Source organism: Salinarimonas rosea DSM 21201 (assembly GCF_000429045.1).
Lineage (GTDB): Bacteria > Pseudomonadota > Alphaproteobacteria > Rhizobiales > Beijerinckiaceae > Salinarimonas > Salinarimonas rosea.
In genome coordinates this window covers 1-14777 of sequence record NZ_AUBC01000028.1, presented here as the reverse complement: position 1 = coordinate 14777, position 14777 = coordinate 1, and the positions used below count along the sequence as shown (strand labels likewise).

The 14777-nt window shown below is 73.3% G+C and carries 19 protein-coding genes; 14 read left to right on the top strand and 5 right to left on the bottom strand.

Annotation, left to right across the window (positions count from 1 at the left end; translation table 11 throughout):
• Positions 1-11: 11 nt before the first annotated feature.
• The 4 genes from fixJ to G407_RS0118290 all read right to left on the bottom strand — a co-directional run bounded on the left by fixJ (position 12) and on the right by G407_RS0118290 (position 3762).
• Positions 12-629, bottom strand: coding sequence for a response regulator FixJ (gene fixJ / locus G407_RS0118305; protein ID WP_029031993.1), 618 nt, complete (start codon positions 627-629; stop codon positions 12-14).
• Positions 619-2142 (bottom strand): PAS domain-containing sensor histidine kinase, encoded by a 1524-nt coding sequence (locus G407_RS0118300; RefSeq protein ID WP_029031992.1) that lies wholly within the window; start codon positions 2140-2142, stop codon positions 619-621. Before G407_RS0118300 ends, fixJ begins: the two co-directional genes overlap by 11 nt.
• Positions 2143-2255: 113 nt before the next feature.
• Complete coding sequence (locus G407_RS0118295; RefSeq protein WP_029031991.1) at positions 2256-2918, bottom strand: NnrU family protein; 663 nt, start codon at positions 2916-2918, stop codon at positions 2256-2258.
• A gap of 148 nt (positions 2919-3066) precedes the next feature.
• Complete coding sequence (locus G407_RS0118290) at positions 3067-3762, bottom strand: Crp/Fnr family transcriptional regulator (protein ID WP_029031990.1); 696 nt, start codon at positions 3760-3762, stop codon at positions 3067-3069.
• Between the two features lie 145 nt (positions 3763-3907).
• On the opposite strand from G407_RS0118290, the gene G407_RS0118285 reads away from it, so the two are divergent.
• Positions 3908-5089 carry an NnrS family protein gene (locus G407_RS0118285; RefSeq protein WP_029031989.1) on the top strand — a complete coding sequence of 394 codons (1182 nt, stop codon included), beginning with the start codon at positions 3908-3910 and terminating at the stop codon, positions 5087-5089.
• Positions 5090-5346: 257 nt separating this feature from the next.
• A complete protein-coding gene (locus G407_RS0118280) occupies positions 5347-6090 on the top strand; it encodes a cyclic nucleotide-binding domain-containing protein (RefSeq protein WP_029031988.1) in 744 nt (247 codons plus the stop codon).
• Here G407_RS0118280 and G407_RS28555 read toward each other — a convergent pair.
• Positions 6087-6455 carry a hypothetical protein gene (locus G407_RS28555; protein ID WP_156917632.1) on the bottom strand — a complete coding sequence of 123 codons (369 nt, stop codon included), beginning with the start codon at positions 6453-6455 and terminating at the stop codon, positions 6087-6089. The two genes, G407_RS0118280 and G407_RS28555, sit on opposite strands and share 4 nt — an antisense overlap.
• A gap of 277 nt (positions 6456-6732) precedes the next feature.
• Here G407_RS28555 and G407_RS0118270 point away from each other — a divergent pair, with 277 nt between their 5' ends.
• The 12 genes from G407_RS0118270 to G407_RS28535 all read left to right on the top strand — a co-directional run bounded on the left by G407_RS0118270 (position 6733) and on the right by G407_RS28535 (position 14769).
• Complete coding sequence (locus G407_RS0118270) at positions 6733-7128, top strand: hypothetical protein (RefSeq protein WP_029031987.1); 396 nt, start codon at positions 6733-6735, stop codon at positions 7126-7128.
• A gap of 60 nt (positions 7129-7188) precedes the next feature.
• Positions 7189-8619, top strand: a complete 1431-nt coding sequence (locus G407_RS0118265; RefSeq protein ID WP_029031986.1) for a multicopper oxidase family protein — start codon at positions 7189-7191, stop codon at positions 8617-8619.
• Between the two features lie 28 nt (positions 8620-8647).
• A complete protein-coding gene (locus tag G407_RS31850) occupies positions 8648-8800 on the top strand; it encodes a hypothetical protein (protein ID WP_156917631.1) in 153 nt (50 codons plus the stop codon).
• Positions 8797-9249, top strand: coding sequence for a c-type cytochrome (locus G407_RS0118255; RefSeq protein ID WP_029031985.1), 453 nt, complete (start codon positions 8797-8799; stop codon positions 9247-9249). Before G407_RS31850 ends, G407_RS0118255 begins: the two co-directional genes overlap by 4 nt.
• 78 nt (positions 9250-9327) lie before the next feature.
• Positions 9328-11484, top strand: a complete 2157-nt coding sequence (locus tag G407_RS28550) for a heavy metal translocating P-type ATPase (RefSeq protein WP_156917630.1) — start codon at positions 9328-9330, stop codon at positions 11482-11484.
• A gap of 22 nt (positions 11485-11506) precedes the next feature.
• Positions 11507-11728: a DUF2933 domain-containing protein gene (locus tag G407_RS28545; RefSeq protein WP_052341546.1), complete on the top strand. Its 222-nt coding sequence runs from the start codon at positions 11507-11509 to the stop codon at positions 11726-11728.
• The gene (locus G407_RS28540) at positions 11718-12260 is read left to right on the top strand and encodes a hypothetical protein (protein ID WP_052341545.1); all 543 of its coding nucleotides are present in this window, start codon (positions 11718-11720) and stop codon (positions 12258-12260) included. Before G407_RS28545 ends, G407_RS28540 begins: the two co-directional genes overlap by 11 nt.
• Entirely contained in the window at positions 12257-12730 is a 474-nt protein-coding gene (locus G407_RS0118235) for a DUF411 domain-containing protein (RefSeq protein ID WP_029031984.1), read from the top strand. The genes G407_RS28540 and G407_RS0118235 overlap by 4 nt, the downstream gene beginning before the upstream one ends.
• Before the next feature lie 3 nt (positions 12731-12733).
• Entirely contained in the window at positions 12734-13213 is a 480-nt protein-coding gene (locus G407_RS0118230; protein WP_245259123.1) for a c-type cytochrome, read from the top strand.
• A 106-nt stretch (positions 13214-13319) separates the two neighbouring features.
• Positions 13320-13874 (top strand): EF-hand domain-containing protein, encoded by a 555-nt coding sequence (locus tag G407_RS0118225; protein WP_029031982.1) that lies wholly within the window; start codon positions 13320-13322, stop codon positions 13872-13874.
• Between the two features lie 151 nt (positions 13875-14025).
• Positions 14026-14430, top strand: coding sequence for a hypothetical protein (locus tag G407_RS0118220; RefSeq protein ID WP_156917629.1), 405 nt, complete (start codon positions 14026-14028; stop codon positions 14428-14430).
• Positions 14431-14550: 120 nt separating this feature from the next.
• Positions 14551-14769, top strand: a complete 219-nt coding sequence (locus G407_RS28535) for a hypothetical protein (RefSeq protein WP_043540147.1) — start codon at positions 14551-14553, stop codon at positions 14767-14769.
• Positions 14770-14777: the final 8 nt, after the last annotated feature.

The following is a 14777-nucleotide window of genomic DNA, read 5'->3' as shown; positions in this document are numbered from 1 at the left end:
GTGGCCGACGATCAGCCGCGCGCGACACCGCAGATCAAGGCCATGCGCACGAGCTCGGAAAGGCTCGCGGCCTTCATCTTGGTCATGACGTTGGCGCGGTAGATCTCCACCGTGCGGTGGCTGATCTCGAGATCGATGGCGATGACCTTGTTGGCCTTGCCCGCGACGAGACCCTCGAGCACCTGCCGCTCGCGCTCGGAGAGCGTCGCGAGGCGCTCGCGGGCCTGCGCGCTCTCGAGATCCTGGTGCGCGATGCTCGCGCCGCGCTCCAGGGCCGCACGGATCGTGGCGAGGAGGCGCTCGTCGTCGAAGGGCTTCTCGACGAAGTCGACGGCTCCCTGCTTCATCGCCTCGACGGCGAGGGGGACGTCGGCATGGCCGGTGATCACGATCACCGGCGCGCTCCAGCCCTTCGCCTTCATGCGCCGCAGGAGCTCGATGCCGTCGATGCCCGGCATGCGCACGTCGGTGACCACGCATCCCGCGGGCGCCGCGCGCAGGCTGTCGAGGAAGGCGCCGGCGCTCTCGTGCAGCCGCACGGTGAGGCCGTCGGAGGCGAGCAGGAAGGAGAGCGACTGGCGCACGGCGAGGTCGTCGTCGACCACGTGCACGATGGCGTCATTCGACATCTTTCAGCTCCTTCTCGTCCACGGCTCGCAGGGTGAAGCGGAAGGACGCGCCGCGCCCCGGCTCGCTCTCGACGGCGATCTTCCCGCCGTGCGACTCGACGATCGTCCGGCAGATGGACAGGCCGACGCCCATCCCGTGGGGTTTCGTGGTGACGAACGGCTGGAACAGCTGCTCGGCGATCTCGGGGGCGATCCCCGGGCCCGTATCGGCGACGCGGATCTCGGCCAGCCCGTCGTCCGGCAGGGCGCGCGTCGAGACGACGAGCTCGCGCAGCGGCCCGTCGGCCATCGCCTCGATGGCGTTGCGGATGAGGTTGAGCAGCACCTGCTGGACCTGGATCCGGTCGACGAGGACGAGCGGGGCGCGCGGGTCGAAGCGGTAGGAGACGCGCACGCCCTTCTCCCGCGCGCCGATGAGGGCGAGCGCGCTCGCCTCCTCGACGAGCTTGGGCAGGCGCTCGATGTGCCGCTCGCTCTCGCCGCGCGCGACGAACTCGCGCAGGTGGCGGATCACCTGGCCGGCGCGCAGCGCCTGGTTCGCCGCCTCCTCGACGGCGCCCGCGAGCATCGGCACCTGCGGGCCCTCCATGCGCTCGAGGATGCGCCGGCAGCCCTTGAGGTAGTTGGCGATCGCCGTGAGCGGCTGGTTGATCTCGTGGGCGAGCGTCGACGCCATCTCGCCGAGCGCGGTGAAGCGCGACATGTGGACGAGCTCGGCCTGCAGCTCCGCGAGCCGCGTCTCCGCGCGCTGGCGCTCGGAGACGTCGCGGATGAAGCCGGTGAAGCGCCGCCGCCCCGCCTCGCGCATCTCGCCGATGGCGAGCTCCATCGGAAAGGTCGTGCCGTCCTTGCGCAGGCCCGTGACCACCCGACCCGTGCCCACGATCCGCCGCTCGCCGGTCACGAGGTAGCGCTGCATGTAGCCGTCGTGATGCTCGCGGTAGGGGCTCGGCATCAGCATGCGGACGTTCTCCCCGAGGACCTCGCCGGGCTCGTAGCCGAAGAGGCGCACGGCGGTGGCCGAGAAGCTCTCGATCGTGCCTCGCTCGTCGGTGACGATCATGGCGTCGGGCACGGTCTCCAGGATCGACGTGAGATGCGCCTCCCGTCGCTCCAGCGCGTCCTCGGCCTCGACGAGATCGGTGATGTCGATCGTCGCCTCGGCGAAGCCGACCGGGATGCCGTCGTCGTCGCTCAGGAGGCTGATGGTCGACTGGACGACGAGGCGCGAGCCGTCCTTGCGCTGGCGGGTCCCCTGCTCGACGTAGCGGCCGGACTCGCGGGCGATGTCGAGCGCCCGGTCCGGCTTCCCCGCGGCGATGTCCTCCGGCGGGTGGATGATGGAGAAGTGCTGGCCGATCACCTCGTCGGGGGTCCAGCCGGTGATCGCGCGCGCACCCGCGTTCCAGCTGGCGATGCGGCCGTGCGTGTCGAGGACCACGAGCGCGACATCGGTCACGGCCTCGACGAGACGATCCGCGGCGAGGGGGGAAGTGTCGGGGGAGGGCGCCATGCGGGCTGTTCGCTCCGATGCAGGCGGATTGCACGTCCGACGACTGTAGGACGTCGGCGCGGCGCACGCCAACCGGCCGTGAGCGTTTTCCCCCGGAGAGCGAATCCTCCCGCTCATGGACCGCCGGTCCCGAGCCAGGGGGTCGGGTCGACGCCGAGGAGCAGGGCGTGCCCCCGGAGCACGAACCAGCCGTACGCCGCGAGACCGCCGAGAGCGGCCGCGACGAGCGCCCCGCGGCCGCTGCTGCGCGGGCCGCCGCGGGCCGCGAGCGTCCGCCACCGCTCCTCGCCGAGGCGCCGCCGCGCCCTGCTGTCGAGGAGCGGGATGCCGGCGGCCGCGAAGGCGGCCATCGCGCCGAACAGGACGACGGCGACGAGATCGCCGTTCGGCGGGACATGGGCGAGCGCCCAGATCAGGAAGGCCCACAAGACCGGGTGACGCGTGACGGAGACGATCGCGCCGGGCACCTCCCCGCCGCGCAGGGAGACGGAGAGCGGGTTGGGCTGCGCGAGGCCGGCGACGAGGAGCACGAACGCGATCGGCATCGCCGCGAGCGGGACGTGCGCCTGCCAGGGCGCCGGGTCCCACAGGGCGACGTAGGGCGCCCGCCGCGCGGCATCGATCAGCCAGGCGAGGAGGGCGATCGAGAGCAGCGAGTAGAGGGCGAGGTAAGGTCCGCGGCCGATCCGCGCGACGAGCCGGGCCTTCGCGCCGAGGCGGGCGGGAAGGGTGTGCGCCAGAAGGAAGACGAGGAGGGCCGTGGCGAACTCGATCATCGCGCTGGAAAGCCACCGGAACGAGGAGGGGGAGGCGTCGCGGGGGAGCGTATCCGTCGATGCACGAGACGGGTCCTTGTTCCCGCGCAAGGTCGGCCTCAGCGCGAGGCCCCGGGAGCCGCTCGGACGCGCCGCTCGGCCGCGCCGCTCAGCCGCGCCGCTCGGCGATGCGCGCGAGCCCGTCGCGATCGCGCAGCGCGATCCGCCGCCGTCCGCCGGACACCAGGCCCTCGCGCTGCCAGGCGCTGAGGATGCGGCTGACGGTGTGGAGCGTCGTGCCGGTCATCTCCGCCACGTCCTGGCGCGAGAGCGGAAAGCCGATCTCGACGCCCTGCGCGCCGGTCCGGCCGGCCGCCTCCGCGAGACGCAGGAGCGCGTGCGCGATGCGCTGCTCCGCGGGCTCGGTCGCGAGCTCGACGACACGCGTGTGCGCGTCCTGCAGACGTGCGCCGACCGTCGTCAGAGCGTTCGCGGCGAGGGCCGGGTGGAGGGCGAGGAGCCGCGGCCAGGCGCTCGTCGGCCAGGCGACGGCGGTGCTGCCGACGATCGCGGTCGCGGTCGCGGGATAGGTCGTGCGGCCGATCGCCGGGGCGATGCCGAACAGGTCTCCCGGGCTCACGAAGCGCACGACGACCTGCTGCCCGTCGGCGGTGACCCTGGTGACGCGGAGCCGGCCCTCGATCAGGACGAAGAACGCGTGCGCGTCGGCTTCCTGCTCGAACAAGGCCGCGTCCGGGCCGCAGCGCACGATCCGGGCGGCGCCGAGGATCTCGTCGAGCGCGGCCGGCTCGACCCCGGCGAAGAGAGGCATGGCGGCGATCCGGGCGCGGTCGAGCGGCGTCATGGCGGGCTCCGTCCGGCGGCACCGCGCCGCCGCTCGCGCGGTCTAGCATCCGGCACGGGTGCGGGTCGAGCGAGGTTGCGCTGGGACAAGGACCGTGCGGGGCGATCGGCGCGAGGGTCCCGCGACACGACACGCGAGAGAGACGATGCCCTCCATCCCCCGCACGAGCCGGCAGGACGGCCCGGCGCTCCTCTCCTACGGCTTCCGGCCCTTCTTCCTCGTCGGGGCGCTCCAGGCCGGCATGGCGATGCTGGTCTTCGTGCCCGCGCATCTCGGCGTGATCGCGCTGCCGAGCGCCTTCGCGCCGATCGACTGGCACGTCCACGAGATGCTCTACGGCTTCGTGCCGGCGGTCGCCACGGGCTTCCTCCTCACCGCGATCCCCAACTGGACGGGGCGGCTTCCGCTGCGGGGCGGGCCTCTCGCCGTCCTCGTCGCGGCGTGGCTCGCCGGGCGGATCGCGGTGGCGGCGTCGTCGGCGATCGGCTGGGAGGCGACGATGGCGGTGGACGTCCTCTTCCTCGCCCTCGTCGCCGCGGCCTGCGCCCGGGAGATTGCGGCCGGCCGCAACTGGCGCAACCTGAAGGTCCTCGCGCCGCTCGTCCTCCTGGGGATCGGCAATGCCGTCTTCCATCTCGAGGCCGGGCTCGGCGGCACCGTCTCCTACGGGCCGCGCATCGGGATCGCGGCGACGATCCTCCTCGTCATGCTGATCGGCGGGCGCATCGTCCCGAGCTTCACCCGCAACTGGATCGCGCGCGAGAACCCGGGACGCGCGCCCGCACCGTTCGGGCGGTTCGATGCTCTCTCCCTGATCGTCGGCGGCCTCGCCCTGGCGGCCTGGATCGCGGCGCCCGCCTACGCGCTCACCGGAGCGGCGCTCCTCGTCGCCGGCGGGCTCCACGCCGTGCGCCTGGGGCGCTGGGCCGGCGATCGGACGCTGCGCGAGCCGCTGGTCGCGATTCTGCACGTCGCCTACGCGTTCGTGCCTGTGGGCTTCGTGCTCGTCGGCCTTTCCGCCTTCGACCTGGTTCTGCCGAGCGCCGGCATCCACGCCTGGACCGGTGGTGCGATCGGGACGATGACCCTCGCCGTGATGACGCGCGCGACCCGCGGGCACACCGGCCGTCCTCTCGCCGCGGATCGCGGGACGCAGGCGCTCTACGCGCTCGTCGTCGCCGGCGCCGCCGCGCGGATGGCCGGGAGCCTCGTTCCGGGCCACGCGATCGGGCTCCTTCAGCTCGGCGGTGCCGCCTTCGCCGCGAGCTTCCTCGGGTTCGCCCTCGTCTACGGCCCCGCACTGCTGCGTCCGCGCCCGAGCGCGTGAACGGCCGCCCCGCGTCTCGCGTCGGCCGCCGACGCCGATCTCGAGGGGCGACGCATCGGGACCACCGACCCGGAGGCGCGCAGGCCTCGAGGCGGGGGGCGCTCACGGCGATCCCCAGGACGGGCTCCCCGCAGGGCTTGCGCGCGCGCACCCGGATCGAGGACATCACCGGTCCGGGTCGATCCCGGCTTCCGCGAGGCTTGAAAAGCACGTCGTTCGGGAGAACAGATACCCGACGACGAAGCGGCCAGGCGAGCATGCGACCCGAAGAGCACCAGGAAATCCGCCATCTGCATCTGTTCCGCGACATGCTGCAGTCGAGCTTCGAGGCGCTGATGCACAGCGCCCGGGCGGAGCGTTACCCGGCCGGGCGCGAGCTGATTCGCCAGGGCGACCCGGCCGACTTCCTCCACATCGTGATCGAGGGCGCGGTCGAGCTCTACGCCCGCTGGGAGGAGCGCGAGACGACGATGGCCGTGGTCCATCCGGTCGGCAGCTTCATCCTCGCCGCCTGCATCCGGGATGCGCCCTACCTGATGTCGGCGCGCACGCTCGGGCCGGCGCGAATCGTGCGCGTGCCGGCCCCGGACCTGCGCGCCGTGTTCCGGCGCGATCCGGAATTCGCCGTCTCGGTGATCAACGAGCTGGCGGGCGCGTATCGTGCCGTGGTCCGGCACGCCAAGGGCCTGAAGCTGCGGACCTCGCGCGAGCGCGTGGCGTCCTACCTGCTCCGGCAGTCGCGGCTGGCGGGCAATGCCCCGACCTACGTGCTTCCCGTGGAGAAGCGGCTGCTGGCGAGCTATCTCGGGATGACGCCGGAAAACCTCAGCCGGACCCTCAAGGCCCTCGCCGCGGACGGCGTCGTCCTGGACGGCCTGCGCGTCACGATCGTCGATCGCGACAGGCTCGCCGCCGTGGCGCGGCCGGATCGGCTGATCGACGGGCCCGACCCGGACGCCACGAACGCCGGCGCGAGCCTGCCGCCGCCCGCATCCGCCTAGACGGCCGCGCCGGACGCGCGCGCCAGGGCCAGCGCGCCGCGCTCCGCCGCCGCGGCGACGTCCCGGAACAGCAGCTCCAGCTCGCGGTAGACGGTCTCGTCCGGCTCTCCCGGCGCGAGGTCGTCGAGCTCGGCCAGGAGGCCGAGAAGAAGGCCGATCCGCTCGCGCTCCTCGCGTGCGGCGGCCAGGATCAGCCGGCGCGAGCGCATTTCCTCGAACCGGGACAGCCGCGTCAGCGCGTCCTCGAGCCGTTCGCGGCAAGGACAGGCGAGGTCCATTCCGGCGAGGTGCGCGCGCAGGAGCCCGAGCGTCCGCCCAGCATGCGCGGCGAGCTCGGGCCGGGATGCGAGATCGATCACGCTCACGCGGTTCCTCCGTGGCTCGTCGGCGACCGCGCCGACGTCGTCGTGCCGAGCGTGTCGCGTCGGGCCGGCGAGAACGTTGCGCGGGCGCAACGAAGGTGCGCTCGCGGCCCGCCGGGGGCTGCGTCGTGCCGAGCCCGTCTACCGCTCGGGCATAGTGCCGCAGGCGGTGCGGCGTGGCGGCGATCCCGTCCGGCCCGAGGTCGCGGCGGCGTCCACGATCGCGAGGACCGGGCGGCACGTCCCGCACCCGGGATGCTGCGGAGTTGCGCGGCCCGGGATGGCCGCCTACTTGTCGCTCATGATCCGCGTGTCCAGCGGCCGTCTCGGCCGCGTCACCCTCTTGCTCGTCGGGCTGCTGGCGCTCTTCCTCGCCGGCACGGCGGGGGCGCGCGCGGACGCGCATGCCTGCATGGTCGCGCAATCCGACGCGGCGGGCACGGTGGCGGTCCTGGCCGCGGCGACGAGCGACGCCTGCCCCGGCTGCCAGGACGGTCACGACAAGGGGGGCGCGGCCTGCGCCGTCGCCTGCCTCCTCCAGCTCGTGCCCTCGCCGCCGCCGCTGCTGCCGGCGGCTCAGACGGCCGACGACGCGCGCCCGGCACCGCTCGCGCTGCCGGGAGGCCGCACCCTGCGTCCGGACTACGAGCCGCCGAGGCCGGCGACGCTCGCCTGAGCCCGCGGCCGGTCGGCCGACGGGCTCGTCGAAGCTCGTCCGCCACCCGGAACCGCATTCATGACCCGCATCGTCTCTTCGCCTGCGCTCACGCGCCGGTCGTTCCTCACGCGCTCGGCGGCGTTCGCCGGCGCCCTCGCGCTCCCCACGATACCCGCCACCAGCCCCGCCCGCGCCGCCGCGACACGGGACGTCACCCTGACACCGGCCCCGGCGAAGGCCGCGCTCGTCGGTGCGCCGCACCCCGAGACGGCGGTGTGGGCCTACGACGGGCGCATTCCCGGTCCCGAGATCCGCGCCTCCCGGGGCGAGCGGCTGCGCATCACCGTCGAGAACCGCCTGCCGGACCCGACCACGGTCCATTGGCACGGGCTGCGGCTGCCCAACGCCATGGACGGCGTGGCGAACGTGACGCAGCCGCCGATCGCACCCGGTGAGCGCTTCGTCTACGAGTTCGACGCGCTCGACGCCGGCACCTTCTGGTACCACCCGCACCACGCCAGCGCCGAGCAGCTCGAGCGCGGCCTCTCGGGCGTCCTCGTCGTCGAGGAGCCCGAGCCCCTGCGCGTCGACCGCGACCTCGTCTGGGCGCTCGACGATTGGCGGCTCGATCCCGAGGCGGCGATCGTCGAGGATTTCGGCAACGGCATGGACATGAGCCACGCCGGGCGGCTCGGCAACACGGTGACGCTCAACGGGCGGGTCCCGGACGCGCTCGCCGTCGCGCCGGGCGAGCGCCTGCGGCTGCGGCTCGTCAACGTCGCCAACGCCCGCATCTTCGCCCTGCGCTTCGAGGACCACGCGCCGATGGTCGTCGCCCGCGACGGGCATCCGGTGACGCCGCACGAGCCGCCGGACGGGATCGTCCTTCTCGGGCCGGGCATGCGGGTCGACCTCGTCCTCGACTGCGGCGGAGATCCGGGCGCCCGCGCCTCCGTCGTCGACGTCTTCCCGCGCGAGCCCTACCGGGTCGTGGACCTCGCCTACGGCGAGACGCCCCTGCGCGACAGCCCGCTCGACGCCTCCCTCGTGCTCCCGCCGAACCCCGTGCCGGAGCCGGACGTCGCGTCCGCCGAGCGCCTCGACGTGGTCTTCGAGGGCGGGATGATGGGCGGCATGCGCGGCGGGCCGGGCGCCATGCGCACCATGATGATGCGCGGCCTCGCCTGGGCCGTGAACGGCGCCGCCGACGACGGCGGTCACGGCCTGCCGCCGTTCCTCACGGTGGCGAGCGGGCGCTCGGTCGTGCTCGATCTCGTGAACGACACCGCCTGGTGGCACCCGATCCATCTGCACGGCCACGCGTTCCGAATCCTCGAGCGGGACGGCGCGCCGGAGCCGCACGCGCCGCTCGCCGACACCGCCCTGATGGCGCCGCGCGAGCGGATGCGGATCGCCTTCGTGGCGGAGGGCGCCGGCGACTGGCTGCTGCATTGCCACGTGCTGGAGCATCAGGCCGGGGGCATGTCGGCGCTCCTGCGCGTCACCTGAGCCGACAACCCGAGAAGGAGATTTCGTCATGCGTACGCAGCAGGGATGGACTGATCACATGAACGGCTGGATGGGCGAAAACATGGGTGGCTGGATGTGGGGCATGGGGCTGTGGGGGCTCCTCCTCGTCGTCCTCGTCGTTCTCGTGATCGCGGCGCTGATCAAGTATCTGCGCTCATGAGGCGGACGACGACCATCGTCGCCGCCGTCGCGCTCGCCGCCGCCGCCGCGGGAGCGACCGCCTGGTGGCTCGCCGACGACGGCGACGCGGCCGCGCAGGCGGCTCGGGTGACGCAGGGGCGCGCGGTCTACGCGGCGTACTGCGCCTCCTGCCATGGTGCGAACCTCGAAGGCCAGGCGAACTGGATGGAGCGGCTGCCCTCGGGCCGCCTGCCCGCGCCACCGCACGACGAGACCGGCCACACCTGGCACCATTCGGACCGTCAGCTCGTCGCCATCATCGAGCACGGCCCCGGCGTCCTGGTCCCCGGCTACGAGAGCGACATGCCGGGCTTCGCCGGCGTGCTGACCGACGAGGAGATCGATGCGGTCCTCGCCTTCATCAAGAGCACCTGGCCCGAGAGGGAACGGACGGTCCAGGCCGAGCGCTCGCGGGCCGACCCGGGGTGAGCCGCGCCGCCGATCGCTCGGCCCCGGCAAGACGGGACGGTCGAGCGTCGACGTGTTCGACAGAGGAAGAATCCAGAGATGACCGAACCAAACCACAGGCACCACCATCCCGAGGGCGACGCCTCCGCGCCGGGTGACGCGAGCATCGCCGCCCCGGCCGTACGCAAGGCCGCCCCGGGCGCTCCGCACGGGCAGCACGGTGGGCACGGGACCGGCGGGAACGGCGGCCATGGTGGCCACGGCGGCCACGACCACGCGGCGATGATCGCGGACTTCCGTCGCCGCTTCTGGATCATGCTCGTCCTGACGCCGCCGATCCTGCTGCTCTCGCCGATGATCCAGGAGTTCCTCGGGCTCGCGGAGACGCTCGCGTTCCCCGGATCGACCCTGGTCCTGTTCGGCCTCTCGACGATCGTCTTCTTCTACGGCGGCTGGCCCTTCCTGACGGGGTTCGTCTCCGAGGTCGGCAACCGCAAGACGGGGATGATGACCCTGATCTCGCTGGCGATCACGGTGGCCTACGTCTACTCGACCGCGACCGTGTTCGGGCTCGCCGGCGAGCCGTTCTTCTGGGAGCTGGCGACCCTCATCCTGATCATGCTGCTCGGCCACTGGATCGAGATGCGCTCGGTGATGGGCGCCTCCGCGGCGCTCCAGGCGCTGGTGGCCCTGATGCCGGCGACGGCCGACCGGGTGCTGCCCGACGGCACGACGGAGGAGGTGCCGGTCTCGGACCTCCGGCCGGGAGACCGGGTCCTGGTGCGGCCCGGGGCCAAGGTGCCGACCGACGGTGTCGTCGTGGAAGGTCGCACCAGCCTCGACGAATCGATGCTCACGGGCGAGTCGAAGCCGGTCGAGCGGAGCGAGGGCGAGGTCGTCATCGGCGGCGCCGTCAACGGCGAGGGCGCGATCACGATCGAGATCCGCAAGACCGGGGACGAGACCTACCTGGCCCAGGTCATCGAGATGGTGCGCCGGGCGCAGGAATCGCGCTCGCGCAGCCAGAACCTCGCCGACCGCGGCGCCAACATCCTCACCTACAGCGCGCTCGTGGTCGGCATCGCCACGCTCGTCGTCTGGATCGGCGTCGGTGCGCCCTACGAGTTCGCCATCGCGCGGATGGTCACGGTGATGGTGATCGCCTGCCCCCATGCGCTGGGGCTCGCGGTTCCGCTCGTCGTCGCCGTGAGCACGCGGCTGAGCGCCACGAGCGGCCTGCTCATCCGCGACCGGGCGAGCTTCGAGCGCGCCCGCAATCTCGACGTCGTCGTCTTCGACAAGACCGGCACGCTCACCGAGGGCCGCTTCGGCGTGAGCGACGTGATCCCGCTCGGGGCGCTCCCGGCGGACGCGGTGCTCGGCTGGGCCGCCGCGCTCGAGAGCCAGTCCGAGCACCCGATCGCGCGGGGCGTCACCCGTTCGGCGCAGGAGCGGGGCCTCGCCGTCGAGGCCGTGCGCGACTTCCGCAACCTGCCCGGAGAGGGGGCCGAGGCCGCCGTCGCCGGCCGGAACGTCAAGGTGGTCGGTCCCGGCTACCTGCGCCGGCGCGGCATCGAGACCGCGCACGCCGACGTGGAGCGCGTCGCCGAGCAGGGCAAGACCGTCGTCTACGTCCTCCTCGACGAGGAGGTCGTCGGCGCCATCGCGCTCGCGGACGTCGTGCGGCCGGAATCCCGCGAGGCGATCGCCAAGCTCAAGGCGATGGGCATCGAATGCATGATGCTCACGGGCGACGCGCGGGCGGTGGCGCAGAGCGTCTCGGCCGAGCTCGGGCTCGACGACTATTTCGCCGAGGTGCTGCCCGACCAGAAGGCGGACAAGATCCGCGAGGTGCAGGCCCGGGGCAAGACGGTCGCCATGGTCGGCGACGGCGTCAACGACGCGCCGGCGCTGGTCCAGGCGGATTGCGGCATCGCCATCGGCGCGGGCACCGACGTCGCGGTGCAGTCCGCCGACATCGTGCTCGTGCGCAACGACCCGCGGGATGTCACCGCCATCCTGTCCCTGTCACGGGCGACCTACCGCAAGATGATCGAGAACTTCGTGCTGGGCGCCGGCTACAACGTCGTCGCGATCCCGCTTGCCGCCGGCGTCGCCTATTCCTGGGGCGTCATCCTCACCCCCGCCGTCGGTGCAGCCCTGATGTCGCTGAGCACCGTCGTCGTCGCCATCAACGCCAAGCTGCTCGAGCGCCGCCGCAAGGACATCGCGGCGCTGGGGCTGCAGCAGAGCTGAACGCGAACAGGAGAACACGGCCATGTCGGACCATTCGCTTCCGCCCGTCGCCCCTGAGAGCGCCCTGCGCCGCTTCCTGCGTTCGCGGGTCAACCTCGCCGCCTGCCTCGCCCTCGCGGCGCTCGGGGTCTACCTGCTCGCCACCCATACCGGCCACGTGCTGGCGGCGGTGCCGTATCTCGTGCTCGTCGCATGCCCGCTCCTGCACCTCTTCATGCATCGCGGGCACGGCCATGGGAAATAACGACCGCGGCGCGTGGCTCGGCGGGCTGCGCCGCTACCTCGCCGTTCTCGCGCTGGCGAGCCTCGCCTGGGAGATCGGCCACACGCCGCTCTACACGATCTGGTCGGAGGCGAGCCTCGGCGAGATCGCCTTCGCCATCGTGCACTGCACGGCGGGCGACGTCCTCATCGGGCTCTCCGCCCTCGCGGCCGCCCTCGTCGTCTTCGGCGCGGCGGGCTGGCCGGGCGAGCGGTTCGGCGCGGTCGCGGCGGCCACCATCGTCGTCGGCGTCGCCTACACCGCCTTCAGCGAATGGCTGAACATCGTCGTGCGCGAAGCCTGGGCCTACACGGACGCGATGCCGACCGTTCCCGTCGGCGGCTTCGAGCTCGGCCTGTCGCCGATCGCGCAGTGGCTCGTCGTACCGGCGCTCGCCTTCGCCGCCGCGCGCCGGGGCACCGCCCCGACCCGCACCTCCGCGACCCGCACCTCCTCGACCCGCACCTTCACGCTCCGCCGGCCGTCGCCGGCTCATCGGGAGAACGCATCATGACCCGCATGACCCTCGTCGCCGCCTCCGCGGCCTTCCTCGTCCTCGGCGCCGCCGGCGCCTCCGCCGCGCCGGGCGCGGCCATGATCGTCCACAAGGACCCGAATTGCGGCTGCTGCGGCGCCTGGATCGACCACGTCCGCGCCGCCGGCTTCGCCGTCGAGGTCCGCGACACGACCCGGATGGACGAGATCAAGGCCGCGCTCGGCGTGCCCGACGACCTGCTCTCCTGCCACACCGCCGAGGTCGGCGGCTACGTCCTGGAGGGGCACGTCCCGGTGTCCGCCATCGAGGCCGTGCTCGCGCAGCGCCCCGGCGTCGTCGGCGTCGCGGTCCCGGGCATGCCCATGGGATCGCCCGGGATGGATGCGCCCGGCATGGTGGCCGAGCCGTACGAGGTCGTGCTGTTCGCCGAGAACGACGTCCGGCATCCGCTCGGGACCTTCGTCGGCGCGCAACGGGCGGATCGCTGAGCCGTGCCGCGCAGCCGCTCCCGTCCCGCGAGGAAGGGCGCCGCCGCCCCGCAGCCCAGCCCGGCGCCGCCGCCGGGCGGCTCCGGCGGGTGGCGCAGCGTCCTGCCGATCGGCGCGATCGTCGCCCTCGGAGCCGCGGCGCTGGTCTGGTTCCGGCCCGCGCCGTCGGCGACGGTCGTCGAGGTGGCCGTGCCGGCGCTCTCGGCCCGGGCCGAGCGGGGCGCGGCCGCCTTCGCGGCGAGCTGCGCCGCCTGCCACGGTGCGAACGCCGCCGGCTCGGAGAGCGGCCCGCCGCTGGTCCACCGGATCTACGAGCCGGGCCACCATGCCGACGGCGCCTTCCACATCGCCGTCCGGCAAGGCGTCCGCGCGCACCATTGGGGCTTCGGCGACATGCCGGCGCAGCCGCGCGTCGGCGAGGCCGAGGTCGCCGACATCGTCATTTACGTGCGCGAGCTGCAGCGCGCGAACGGCATTCGCTAGGCGTCGGAAGGACACCGTCGTCCGCCGCCTGCGAGCATGCGCGCCGGATCCTCCGGCGCGCAGGAAGAACGGCTCCCGCGAGGAGCCGACAGAGAAGGAGCACACCATGGCCAGAACGATCGCCACTCTCGCCGCCGGCGCCGCACTCCTGGCGGCCGCCGCGTCCGCCCACGCGCAGACCTCGCCGCAGGGGCAGGCCCAGCCGGGCCAGCCGGGCGCCGGCATGCCGATGATGAACCAGGAGCAGAGGCAGCAGATGATGCAGCAGGGCGGCCCGGGCACCGGCCAGCAGGGCATGGGCCAGCAGGGCATGGGCCAGCAGGGTATGGGCATGGGCCCGGGCCAGGGCCAGGGCATGGGCATGATGGGGCCCGGCATGATGGGCATGGGCCAAGGACCCGGCATGGGGCAGGGCATGGGTCCCGGCATGATGGGCGGCATGGGTGGCATGGGCATGATGGGGCACGGCCCGATGATGCGCATCGCGTTCGCCGTCATGGACGCCGACGGCGACGGCACGCTGTCGCTCGAGGAGGTCCAGGACTTCCACGCCCGGATCTTCCGGGCCGTCGACGCCGACGACGACGGCAGCGTGACGCAGGCGGAGCTGCGGGGCTTCATGACCGGCGCGCCGGTCGACACGGGCACGAGCGCGCAGTGATGCGGGTTCGGCGGCCCCGCTGAACGGTGGCGGGCCGGCGCACGGACGCGTCGGCCCGTCGCAGCAGTTCCGGCGCCGGTGCGGCGTTCCGGTCGCTTGTACGGAAGCTCGGATCGCGTAGACTTACCTAGGTAATGATTCGGAGCTGATCTTGCGCCTCCTGAGTGCCCTGGTCGCATTGCTGATCGCCCTGTCCGTCGTGGTGGCTCCGCTGCCCCGCGCGTTCGGCGTCGCGCATGCGGGTGCGGTGCATGCCGAGCGCGAGACGGGCGTGACGCTCTCCGAAGCCGCATGCGTCGACGCGACAGCGCTCGATCACGACGGCACCGAGGCACAGCCGGATGCTCTCGGAGATCTCTGCGCCGACGCGGGGAACGCGGCGGGCGGACCCGACCGGGCCGGCTGCTGCGACATGGCGAAGTGCCAGCCCCTCGGGTTCCCGCGCACGCAGGACGCGCATCTCGCGCCCCCGGTGGCCATTGCCGCCGCTTGGCGTATCGAGACGCTCCTGACCGACGCGCGCTCCGCCCGGATCGAGCGCCCGCCGAGAGCCTGAGGCGCGGGCCGACGCCCGCGCGGGCCGTTCGCGCCCCCCCCCTCCGCCTCGACGTTCTCAACGCGACGACCTCCGGCCGTCCCGGCCGGCTCCTCGCCTCGATCCGGAACCAGACCACACATGCTCAAGCCCGTCCTCGCGACGGCGTTGGCGCTCGGCCTCACGGCCTGCGCCAGCACGCCGCCTGCGTATCTCGTGCGCGCCGCCGACCCGGCCGCCCCCTCCGCAAGCACCGGCTACACCGCCGTCGGCGCCGGCACCGTCTCCTTCCGCCCGGTTCAGCCCCTCGACTGGGGCGCGGTGAACCGCCGCGTGGCCCCCCGGGAGGTGATGCCGTGATCCGCAAA

Bases quoted from the DNA above. Each gene is read 5' to 3' on its own strand.
- G407_RS31850 (WP_156917631.1), top strand. From the start codon at position 8,648: ATGCGTACGCAGCAGGGATGGACTGATCACATGAACGGCTGGATGGGC.
- G407_RS28550 (WP_156917630.1), top strand. From the start codon at position 9,328: ATGACCGAACCAAACCACAGGCACCACCATCCCGAGGGCGACGCCTCC.
- G407_RS0118300 (WP_029031992.1), bottom strand. From the start codon at position 2,142: ATGGCGCCCTCCCCCGACACTTCCCCCCTCGCCGCGGATCGTCTCGTC.
- G407_RS28540 (WP_052341545.1), top strand. From the start codon at position 11,718: ATGGGAAATAACGACCGCGGCGCGTGGCTCGGCGGGCTGCGCCGCTAC.
- G407_RS0118290 (WP_029031990.1), bottom strand. From the start codon at position 3,762: ATGACGCCGCTCGACCGCGCCCGGATCGCCGCCATGCCTCTCTTCGCC.
- G407_RS0118285 (WP_029031989.1), top strand. From the start codon at position 3,908: ATGCCCTCCATCCCCCGCACGAGCCGGCAGGACGGCCCGGCGCTCCTC.
- G407_RS0118265 (WP_029031986.1), top strand. From the start codon at position 7,189: ATGACCCGCATCGTCTCTTCGCCTGCGCTCACGCGCCGGTCGTTCCTC.
- G407_RS0118255 (WP_029031985.1), top strand. From the start codon at position 8,797: ATGAGGCGGACGACGACCATCGTCGCCGCCGTCGCGCTCGCCGCCGCC.
- G407_RS0118225 (WP_029031982.1), top strand. From the start codon at position 13,320: ATGGCCAGAACGATCGCCACTCTCGCCGCCGGCGCCGCACTCCTGGCG.
- G407_RS0118270 (WP_029031987.1), top strand. From the start codon at position 6,733: ATGGCCGCCTACTTGTCGCTCATGATCCGCGTGTCCAGCGGCCGTCTC.
- G407_RS0118235 (WP_029031984.1), top strand. From the start codon at position 12,257: ATGACCCGCATGACCCTCGTCGCCGCCTCCGCGGCCTTCCTCGTCCTC.
- G407_RS0118280 (WP_029031988.1), top strand. From the start codon at position 5,347: ATGCGACCCGAAGAGCACCAGGAAATCCGCCATCTGCATCTGTTCCGC.
- G407_RS28545 (WP_052341546.1), top strand. From the start codon at position 11,507: ATGTCGGACCATTCGCTTCCGCCCGTCGCCCCTGAGAGCGCCCTGCGC.
- fixJ (WP_029031993.1), bottom strand. From the start codon at position 629: ATGTCGAATGACGCCATCGTGCACGTGGTCGACGACGACCTCGCCGTG.
- G407_RS0118295 (WP_029031991.1), bottom strand. From the start codon at position 2,918: ATGATCGAGTTCGCCACGGCCCTCCTCGTCTTCCTTCTGGCGCACACC.
- G407_RS28535 (WP_043540147.1), top strand. From the start codon at position 14,551: ATGCTCAAGCCCGTCCTCGCGACGGCGTTGGCGCTCGGCCTCACGGCC.